At 68.7% G+C, this 9,674-nt stretch carries 10 protein-coding genes; 3 read left to right on the top strand and 7 right to left on the bottom strand.

Annotation, left to right across the window (positions count from 1 at the left end; translation table 11 throughout):
• Positions 1 to 130: 130 nt before the first annotated feature.
• From GJ695_RS28820 to GJ695_RS28790, 7 genes are all read right to left on the bottom strand, one after another.
• Positions 131 to 424, bottom strand: a complete 294-nt coding sequence (locus GJ695_RS28820; protein ID WP_154370525.1) for a hypothetical protein — start codon at positions 422 to 424, stop codon at positions 131 to 133.
• An 18-nt stretch (positions 425 to 442) separates the two neighbouring features.
• Positions 443 to 1,969 carry a DUF4331 domain-containing protein gene (locus tag GJ695_RS28815; protein ID WP_154370524.1) on the bottom strand — a complete coding sequence of 509 codons (1,527 nt, stop codon included), beginning with the start codon at positions 1,967 to 1,969 and terminating at the stop codon, positions 443 to 445.
• A 104-nt stretch (positions 1,970 to 2,073) separates the two neighbouring features.
• A complete protein-coding gene (locus tag GJ695_RS28810) occupies positions 2,074 to 3,090 on the bottom strand; it encodes an ABC transporter substrate-binding protein (protein ID WP_154370523.1) in 1,017 nt (338 codons plus the stop codon).
• Between the two features lie 34 nt (positions 3,091 to 3,124).
• Positions 3,125 to 3,958 carry a helix-turn-helix transcriptional regulator gene (locus GJ695_RS28805; protein WP_154370522.1) on the bottom strand — a complete coding sequence of 278 codons (834 nt, stop codon included), beginning with the start codon at positions 3,956 to 3,958 and terminating at the stop codon, positions 3,125 to 3,127.
• Positions 3,959 to 4,008: 50 nt separating this feature from the next.
• Positions 4,009 to 4,314, bottom strand: a complete 306-nt coding sequence (locus GJ695_RS28800; RefSeq protein ID WP_154370521.1) for a BufA1 family periplasmic bufferin-type metallophore — start codon at positions 4,312 to 4,314, stop codon at positions 4,009 to 4,011.
• Between the two features lie 68 nt (positions 4,315 to 4,382).
• Entirely contained in the window at positions 4,383 to 5,540 is a 1,158-nt protein-coding gene (locus GJ695_RS28795) for a GlxA family transcriptional regulator (protein WP_154370520.1), read from the bottom strand.
• A 248-nt stretch (positions 5,541 to 5,788) separates the two neighbouring features.
• Positions 5,789 to 6,886 carry a GlxA family transcriptional regulator gene (locus GJ695_RS28790; RefSeq protein ID WP_208023466.1) on the bottom strand — a complete coding sequence of 366 codons (1,098 nt, stop codon included), beginning with the start codon at positions 6,884 to 6,886 and terminating at the stop codon, positions 5,789 to 5,791.
• 194 nt (positions 6,887 to 7,080) lie between these two features.
• Here GJ695_RS28790 and GJ695_RS28785 point away from each other — a divergent pair, with 194 nt between their 5' ends.
• The 3 genes from GJ695_RS28785 to GJ695_RS28775 form a co-directional block, all read left to right on the top strand.
• Positions 7,081 to 8,130 (top strand): GlxA family transcriptional regulator, encoded by a 1,050-nt coding sequence (locus GJ695_RS28785; RefSeq protein WP_154370519.1) that lies wholly within the window; start codon positions 7,081 to 7,083, stop codon positions 8,128 to 8,130.
• 90 nt (positions 8,131 to 8,220) lie between these two features.
• The gene (bufB, locus tag GJ695_RS28780; protein ID WP_229260689.1) at positions 8,221 to 9,096 is read left to right on the top strand and encodes an MNIO family bufferin maturase; all 876 of its coding nucleotides are present in this window, start codon (positions 8,221 to 8,223) and stop codon (positions 9,094 to 9,096) included.
• Positions 9,083 to 9,674: HvfC/BufC N-terminal domain-containing protein (locus tag GJ695_RS28775; protein ID WP_166455419.1), on the top strand; the 592-nt coding region annotated here is incomplete at its 3' end. The genes bufB and GJ695_RS28775, both read left to right, overlap by 14 nt.

Below are 9,674 nucleotides of genomic sequence, written 5' to 3'. Positions count from 1 at the left end.
AGCGCAAGCCAGATCATCGAGGTGTTGCCAGCCGGCGGCGCCGGCCATATGGCCAGCAGGGCGGCCAGCAGGCCGGCCGGCACTGCGTGGCGCCGGCACCGCGCGCCGGCACGGCTGGCCAGGTACGGCATCAGTTGACGCTCACCGGTTCGGCGTGGTCGTCAACCGGCGCCACCAGCGTGCTGGTGTCGACCGGCTCCAGCTGGTCGGCGGCCGCGCCCAGCAGCGCGACCAGATAGGCGATAAAGCCGCTTACCGATGCCGAGGCGCCTGGCGGCACTTCGGCGGTGGCCGGCGGCTGGCTGACCGTCGGCGGCGGTGGCGGTGTGCCGTCGTCGTCATGGTGCGAGCCGCCGCAGGCGGCCAGGGTCAGCGCCACCAGCAACGGCGCGGCGCGGCAGAGATGTTTATGCAGGATAGGCATCAGCAGCTCCCGTGGCGATTACGGATAGACCGTGCCGGACGGCGCTGGCGGATTGAGGCTGCCGGTGACCGGCGGTGTCAGGTAGGGGAAGGCGGTGCCGAAGTTGGCGGCCGTCTTGCGCACACCGTCGGTGAAGGCCACGGTGCCGGAGGGCGCATCGCCCGGATGGCAGCCCAGTTGCAGGCTGTCATTGGCGCCGGTCAGCACGCACAGGACTCCCATCGCCGCGCGGATCGAGATGTCGACCACGTCGTCGCCCGGGCGGCGGCCGTTCGGATAACCGGCGTTGTCGCCGCCGCCGACGCCCAGCGGATTTTGCGCGTTCAGCGCCGTGGGCGGCACGGCGGTGTTGAGCCGCATCATCTCGGCCAGCGCGCCCGGCGTGGCCGGCTGGTTGACGCCCTTGATGCCTTTGAGGAACACGGTGCTCAGATCGGTGCGTGGGAAGTTGGTCGGCGCCTTGAACTGCGGGAAGACCGCCTGGATCAGCGCCGGGAAGGCCGGGTTGCTGACGTAGTCGCCAAAGTTGGCCTGGTCGTTCTTCGGCTTCGCGCCGCTGTATTTGTCCTTGTCGTCCATGCCGATGATCACCTCGTTGAACAGCGGATTGCCAAGGCGCGAGACCTGGGTCCAGGCGCCGCCTTCCTTGCTGTACTTGTTCAAGCCGCTTGCGGCGACGTTGTTGAGCAGGCGGCCCTGGCGCAGGCTGGCCGTGGTCCACACGCCGATCACCGGATCGGTGCCGGCGGTGACGCAGGCAATCGGCAGTTCCAGCGCCAGGGTGGTGATGTTGTTGCTTTCCAGGTCGTTGTTGTTGCCGCCGACTTCAGGCCCGGTCAGGTTGAAGTTGAGCAGGTCGAACAGCTTGCCGTCGAGCAGATAGAACGGTTCCTTGCGCTGGCCGACGAACACCCGGCCCGGCGCCGCACAGCCGGGGATGTTGACGTCATAGATGTATTTGTTGGCATAGGCGGAATAGCCGGCGCTGCTGCCGAAGGTCTTGTCGCCAAGGTAGTCGACCGGCTTGGTGAAGACGGCCGGGTTGGCGCCGCCGGCAGCATTGGTCACCGCCGCGCTCTGGCCGGTGCGGCGGTCGCCGCGCACCAGGTTCAGCGTGTAGCTTTCGGTCACGTTCAGCGTCGGCGGCGCCCCCGGCGTCGGCGATGGCGCGGCGTGGATCAGCGGAATCTTGGTCTGCTTGCCGCCGACCGGCACGGCGATGCCGTTGCTGGTGCTGGTAAAGCGGAACTGGAAGGTCAGCGCCTCGGCGCCGGAACCGGTATTGTCGATATGAATTTCGTACAGCGCATTGGGATTGAACTGGTAAAAGTGCGCGCCGCCGACGTTGGTCTGGAACGGGATGTAGTCGGCCAGGATGGTGACGTAGCCGGCGCGGCCCGGTTCATAGCTGCGGAACACATACAGGTCGGTCGAATCCACCGATGGCTGCTGGGCGATGTTGGGGGCTTCCCGATGGCTCGACGCCTGGGCCAGCGTCATGGCCGACAAGCCGGCCAGTGCCAGCATGCTGCAGATTTTTTTCATGGGTTTCCCTCGTGGTGAATGATGATGAGCGCATCATGGCATTCCCGTCGCGGGACATCTTGTGCGCTGCTGCGGTTTTGCCGCAGTCTTGCGCTTTTCCCGAATCAGTCGGTGAACTTGCTTTGCGCGGCGATGTCGGGTGGCAGCGCGATGCCGAAGCGGCGCAGTTGCCGGCGGCTGAACAGGAAGGTGCCGCGCTCGGCCCGCACCGGATAAATCGTGCTGGGGGCGGCGCCGCCGAGGATTTTCAGGGCGATGCCAGCCGCCGCCACGCCCTGGTCATGGCCGCTCAACACCAGGCCGCCCATGGCGGCATCCGGGCCGACCGTGAAATCCCACAGGCCAAAGGTTGGCAGCGGCGTGTTGGCGGCGGTCCAGCGCATCACGTCGCCCATCGGCTTGGCGCGCGGGCTGTCGTCCCGCAGCGCCTGCGCCGGGCCGATGAAGATGGCATCGTACTGGCGTGCCGCGCCCAGTACCTCGTTCTGCCATGGCCGCCAGGTGCCGATCAGCTTGACGTCGACATCGAGGCCCTCAATGCGCTGATGCGGATTGCCGTGGAAGATTTCCTGGTACAGGATGGTGGAGGTGACGTCGGTATCGAGCAGGAACAGCACGCGCCGCGCCCTGGGCAGCAGCAGGCGCACATTGGCGACGTTGCGCAGCACCAGCGGCCGCTCCAGCACGCCGGTGATGTTGCGCGCCCGCGCCGGATCGAAGTAGGCGCGCGGATTGTTGTTAATGCCGAGATAGACCACCGGCGTTGCCGTGGCGGCCAGTCGTGGCGCCAGCAGGCGCAGCGCGGCGTCGTCGCCGAGGATCACCAGCGCCGGCCGCAGCCGCAGGTAGGCGGCCCAGGCCCGGTCGGCCATGGCGGCGTGCTGCTCCGGCGGCAGGCGCTTGGTGTCGAGCGCAACATAGCTGAGCTGGTAGGCGGGTTGCAGCCGCTCCGCCAGCGCGGCCTTGTAGGCGATGTCCCAGACAAAGCCGGGGTCGTAGCTTTCCACCACCAGGATGGTGGGGGCGGCCGCCGCCGCCGGGCGCAGCAGCGCGCACAGGACGAGCAACAGCGACAGCAGGCATGCGGGCATGGTGGACTCCTTGGCAGCGGCAGCCGCCATGATAGCGCGCTTTGCGGCGCCGTCTGCGGCCGGATCAGCGCGTGGCGCGGAAGGCGGCCGGCGTCATGCCGACCCACAGCGCAAAGCGGGTGGTGAAGTGACTCTGGCTCTTGTAGCCGACTTCCAGCGCCACGTCGGCAATCGCGCGGTCGCTTTCCACCAGCATTTTCTTGGCGGCCTCGATGCGGTAGCGGCTGATGTACTGGCGCGGCGACTGGCTGGTCGAATGCTTGAACATGCGCGAAAAGTGAAACGGGCTCATGTCGAGGTAGGCGGCGATATCCTTGAAGCCGATATCCTCGCGGTAGTGCGCGCGGATGTAGTCGATGGCGCGGCGCACCTTGTAATAGGGCAGGCCGCCCAAGGCGCCGTTGACCGGCGGGCTGTCGGCATATGTGCTCAGCAGGTGCTGGCCGATGACGCAGGCCAGCGCTTCCAGATAGGCGCTCTCCAGTCCGCGTTGCGCGTGCAGCTGGCGTTCGATGAAGCGCGTCATGTGCCACATCAGCGGATCGACGGCGGCGTACTGCGGCGCCATCTCGAGATGGCGCATGCCGTTGCGGCGCGCCAGCGCATCCAGGAAGTCCGCCTGCAGCGCGATCACGGTCAGCGGCTGGCCGGCCTGCCAGGCCGCGCCGTCGTCGTGGCCGGCGGGCAGGAAACTGACATGACGGTCGGTCACGCGCACCTGCTGCGCCGCGCCGTCGGCGGCGCGATAGGTCAGCGTGGCGCTGGCATGCATGCCGGGCACCACAATTTCATGCTGCGCGCGGCGGCCGGCCGGCGGCGCCGGCAGCAGGCCGCTGCGGACGGACAGCGCGGCGCAGCTGGCGTGCAGCATCTGGGAGGATTCGGTCTTGTGCTGCATCGCTGTGCCCCGCTGGCTGATGCGCCTGCCGAAGCAGGCGCGGATGGCTGTTACTTGACTTTGCCGCCGTCGATCTTGGCGCAGGAACCGGCCGGCAGCAGCACGATCGATTCCGGATCGCGCGCCTTGGTGGCCTGGCCGGCGCACGAGTGCTTGCCGACCGCACAGTCGTTCTTGCCCACGGCGTTGACGCCGTAGCACTTTTCCAGCTTCTGTTCGGTCGCGCGGGCGATATTGTCCTTGACCACTTGCGGCAGTTCCTTGTCCGCCGCGTGGGCGGCGCTGAAGATCAGGGCCTGGGCGGCGATGCCCACGGCGGCAGCCAGCGACAATGGGGCAGTGATACGTTTTTGCATGATACATCCTCAGGTGAGTGCCTCGATCGAGGCTGGTTGCGCACGCCGGTTGGCGTGCAGTGACATCATCATCGCCCATCGCTGCGGGCTGTACCAGATGCTGATACTGACAATTGCGAGGGGGGATCGTGACAGGCGCCGCCGCTGTCGGCGACCGCGGCGCGGTGGCGCTTGCCGCTGTTGCCGAACTGTTCGCGGTAGGCGCTCGGCGTCAGGCCGGTGTGGCGCTTGAACAGGCGGCGAAAGAAGGCCTGGTCGGAATAGCCGACGCGGGTCGACACCACCGACACCGCCGCCGCGCTGTTCTCCAGCAGCTCGCGCGCGGCCGCCACCCGCAGCAGTTGCATGTAGGCGCCCGGCGCATGGCCGGTCGCGGCCTTGAAGCGGCGGATGAAGCTGCGCACGCCGAGGTCGATGCGCTCGGCCAGGAACTCGGCGGAGATGTCGCGGTGCATATTGCGCCGCAGGTAGTCTTCGGTTTCGCGTATCACCTGGTCCGCATGCGGGCGCGACAAGGGGCGCACGGCATGGTTGGTGTGCAGCGTGTCCGACAGGTTCAGCGCCAGCGCCCGCGCGCATCGCAGCGCCAGTTCGCGGCCGCAGAATTTCTCCACCAGGTACAGGCTGAGATCGATCGCCGCGTGGACGCCGGTGCCGCACAGGATCTGGCCGTACTCAGTGAGCGCGTAGTCGGTGCGCCACAGGACGCGCGGATAGCGCTGCATCAGCACCGGCATCAGCGCCCAGTGGGCGGTGGCCTCCTTGCCGTCCAGCAGCGCCGCTTCGGCCAGCGCCGCCACGCCGCCGCCCAGGCCGACCAGGCAGGCGCCCTGCTGGTGCCACAGGCGCAGCCACGACAGCAGGCACGGCGGGTGGCCGGCCGCCAGCGCGCGCGACGGCGCGGCGCCCGGCACGACAACGATGTCGGCCTTGTCGATATCCTCGATGCTGCAATCGGGCCGCAGCGTGTAGCCGTATGGGGTTTGCACGCTGTGGCCGCTCAGCGAGGCCAGCCGCACGTGGAAGCGCGGCGCCGGCCGCACGCCGTGCAGCGCATCCCACAGCGTGCCGGCGGCCTGGAAGATTTCCATCGGTATCAGCGTGGTCAGGGTCAGGCCGGCGTCGGCCAGCACGATCACGACGTCGACGGCGTCCTGGTGCGGCGCTGGCGGCAGCTGCGGTGCGGCATATGGGTGGTGTCCTGCGTGAAAATCCGGTTCAATCATGGTGCTTTCGGCGCGGGCGCGGTGCTTGATTACAGGTGCTCATGGGCGTGTTCCAGGGTAAGGTGACGCAATGCGCGCCGCGAGGTAAGGTTCGCGGCGTGATATAAAAATCATGATCGCTGATCGCTAGTGACCCGGCTAGACGACAATCTTGCCAATTTACAGGGGGCATCATGACAAGTGCGCGCGCGGGCGCGCCGCCGCTGCGTCCGGCAAGCTGCGGCGGCGCGGCGCACTGTGGTTTTTTGCTACGTGGCGGCGTGCTGCGGGCCGAATTGCTGGCGATAGACGCTCGGGGTCAGGCCGGTGTGGCGGCGGAACAGGCGGCGGAAAAAGGTCAGGTCGGCGTAGCCGACGGCCGCGGCGATGGCGGCAATCGAGGCGTCGCCGTCCTCCAGCATCTGCCGCGCGCGCGCCATGCGCAGCAGTTGCAGATAGGCGCCCGGCGTATAGCCGGTGGCGGCCTTGAAGCGGCGCATGAAGCTGCGCGGCCCCAGTTCGACCTGGCTGGCCAGCTGCTCGATGCTGTGCTCCTGGCGCAGCGAGCGCCGCAGCAGTTGCTCGCTGCGCTGGATCAGCGGGTCGGCGTGGGGCCGCGCCAGCGGCATGGCGGCATAGCTGGTCTGGCTGCTGCGCGGCATGTTGAGCAGCAGCGCGCGGGCGCACTGGCGGGCCACCTGATGGCCGCAAAAGCGCTCGACCAGGAACAGGCTCAGGTCCATCGCCGCGTGCACGCCGCCGCCGCAGAACACATGGCCATCCTCGGTCAGGAAATGTTCGGGCTGCCAGTGCACGGACGGGTAGCGCTGGCGCAGCGCGTCGGCGTGGGCCCAGTGGGTGGTGGCACGGCGGCCGTCGAGCAGGCCGCATTCGGCCAGCAGCGCGACGCCGGTGCAGATGCCGGCAATGTAGGCGCCGCGCGCATGCCAGTGCCGCAGCCATGGCAGCAGCGGCGCGGCGTCGGCCAGGCAGGCCGCCAGGTCGGGACCGGCGGCCGGCACGATGATGATGTCGGTCGCATCGATGTCGCCGATGGCGCAACTCGGCAACAGGCCGAGCCGGCAGGTGCTGTCGACCACGCGGCCGTTGAGGCTGGCGCTGCGCACGCGGAAGCGCGGCTCGGCCGCGACGCGGTTCAGCCGGTTCCACAGCGTGCCGGCGGCATGGAAGACCTCCATCGGCCCGACCGAGGTGGAGGCATAGCCGGCGCCGATCAGGAGCACGGTGACGTCGATCACGCGCGAGGGCGGTGGCGGGAAGGCGGGCGGCATGCTGGTGTCCTGTGCGGTGGCGATGGACCACAGCGTAGGCCAGGCGCGCGCCGATGCAACTGCACCAATGGCCATGCCGGCGCCGGCGGCCGCACTTTGTCGCACGATTGCGATAGTCCCGCAGCGCCGCGCAAGCGCGCGCCGCAACCGGTGTCAGTATCGACCCTGGCGGCCGGCAGGAATGCCCCTGTCGGCGCCGGCGGCGGGCAGGGTATCATCTTGCGGTATGCTCCAGCTTGTTTTCACCACCTTTGCCGACAGGAGGCGCCATGGCCAACCACCTTGCCATTTCTCATACCGCCGTGATCGATGTCACCATCGTGCTGATCGAGGAAAGTTTCGCCTCCACCTCGATTGCGCCGCTGGAAGTGTTCCACTCCGCGGGCCGGCTGTGGAATGCGCTGCACGGCGACACCCCCGAGCCGCGCTTCCGGGTGCGGGTGGCGTCGATCAGCGGCACGCCAGTCACCACCCAGTGCGCGCTGGCCCTGGTGCCGGAATGCGCCATCGAGGATATCGGGCACACCGACATCATCATGCTGCCGGCCTCGGGACTGGACATCCAGGACCATATCGCCCGCAGCACCAGCCTGCTGCCATGGCTGCGCGAGTGGCACCGGCGCGGCGCCTATATCGCCGGCATCTGCACCGGCGTGGCCTTCCTGGCCGAGAGCGGCCTGCTGGACGGGCGCGTGGCCACCACCCACTGGGCGGTGGCCAGCCTGCTGCAGGAACGCTATCCGCAGATCCAGTGGCGTCCCGAGCAGTTCGTGACCGAGGACGGGCAGATGTTCTGCAGCGGCGGCATCTATGCGTCGATCGACCTGAGCCTGTATCTGGTGGAGAAATTCTGCGGCCACGAGATCGCCCTCAAGTGCGCCAAGGCGCTACTGTTGAGCATGCCGCGCAGCCGGCAGTCGGGCTACGCCATGCTGCGCATCTCGCTGCCGCATTCGGACGCCAGGATCCGCGAGTTGGAGGAATACCTGCAGGCCAACCTGGAGCGCGATATCTCGATCGAGTCGCTGGCCGAGCGCATCAGCGTGGGGCCGCGCAGTTTCGTGCGGCGCTTCAAGTCCGCCACCGGGCATGCGCCGGGCGCCTACATGCAGCTGCTGCGGATCGCCGCCGCCAAGGACTTGCTGGAGAACGAAAGCACGCCGGTGGCGCAGGTGTCGGGCCGCATCGGCTACTCGGACGTGGCGTTCTTCCGCCGCCTGTTCAAGCGCCACACCGGCCTGACGCCCAGCGAATACCGCGAAAAGTTCGGCCGCCTGACCTTCATGCGCGGCGCGCTGATGTCAGGATTGCCCTCCTAAATAGTCAGGATAGCCATCTTTTCCGCCGCCGCCGCTTGATGGATCATTGCTGCTGTCGGCGCGTGGGCGCCGCCTTCGGGAGTGGCGTACATGGATGGCATGGGTTTCAAGCACAGCGGGCCGCGCGGCGGCGCGGCGATTCCGGCGCAGGCCGGCATCGGCCTGCGCCACGTGCACCACGAGGATGTGGCCGCGCAGCGGCCGGCAGTCGCCTGGCTGGAAGTCCACACTGAAAATTTCATGGGCGGCGGCGCCGCCATCGCCTTGCTCGAGCAGCTGCGGCGCGACTATCCCTTGTCGCTGCACGGCGTGGGCCTGTCGCTGGGCAGCGCAACCGGTCTCGACCACGCGCACCTGCGGCGGCTGGCGCAGGTGGCGGCGCGGGTGGCGCCGGGCCTGGTGTCCGAGCACCTGAGCTGGAGCGCCGCCCCCGGCGTGTTCCTGCCCGAGCTGCTGCCGCTGCCGCTGACCGAGGAGGCCCTGGCGGTGGTGTGCGCCAATGTGCAACTGGCGCAGGACGTGCTGGCACGGCCGCTGCTGCTGGAGAACCCGTCCACCTGCCTGCAGTACCATCACTCGACCATCCCCGAATGGGAGTTCATGGCGGCGGTTGCCGCCCGCACCGGCTGCGGCATTCTGTGCGACGTCAACAATATCTATGTCAGCGCCCAAAACCACGGCTGGGACGCGCGCGGCTATCTGGATGCGCTGCCGGCGGCCGCGGTCGGCGAGATTCACCTGGCCGGCCACAGCGTGCGCGACGCCGGCGGCCAGCAGCTGCATGTCGACGACCATGGCAGCGCGCCGCCGCCGGCGGTCTGGGAGTTGTACCGCTATGCCTTGCAGCGCTTCGGCCGCGTGCCGACGCTGATCGAATGGGACAACGATGTGCCGCCGCTGGCGGTGCTGCTGGCGCAGGCGCGGATTGCCGGCCGGATGCTGGAGGCCGCCGATGCGCCGCGCTGATCCCGGCCTGCTGGCGTTGCAGGTCGCCGTCAGCAAGGCGCTGCACGCGGCGGATGACGGCGAAGCCTGCCAGTACGTGCGCGCCGATGGGGTGGCCGCCGCCGAGCGCCTGCAGCTATACCGCAACAGTGTGCGCCAGACGCTGGTGCGGGCCCTGCAGCTGACCTATCCGGCCGTGGCGCGGCTGGTCGGCGATGCCTTTTTCACGCGCTGCGCGCAGGACCAAGTGGCGGCCTGCCCGGACGACTGCGCCTGGCTGGAGCGCTATGGCGCCAGCTTCGGCGACTTCCTTGCCGCCGACCCGGCGGCGGCCAGCGTGGCTTATCTGGCGGACGTGGCGCGGCTGGAGTTCCTGGTCAATTGCGCGCGCTACGCCGACGATGTCCGGCCTGCCGATTTCACTGCCTTGCAGGCGGTGCCGGAGGCCTGCGCCGGCGGCCTGCGGTTTCGCCCGCATCCGGCGCTCGGGCTGCTGCACGCGGCGGCGCCGGTGGACGCCATCCGCGCCGCCGTGCTGTACGGCGACGACGCCGCATTGCAGGCGCTCGATCCGCACGCCGGCCCGGTCTGGCTGCTGG

This window comes from Duganella alba (assembly GCF_009674495.1).
Classification (GTDB): domain Bacteria; phylum Pseudomonadota; class Gammaproteobacteria; order Burkholderiales; family Burkholderiaceae_D; genus Rugamonas; species Rugamonas alba.
The sequence above is the reverse complement of the archived record's forward strand: the minus strand, read 5'-3'. Positions and strand labels throughout refer to the sequence as shown.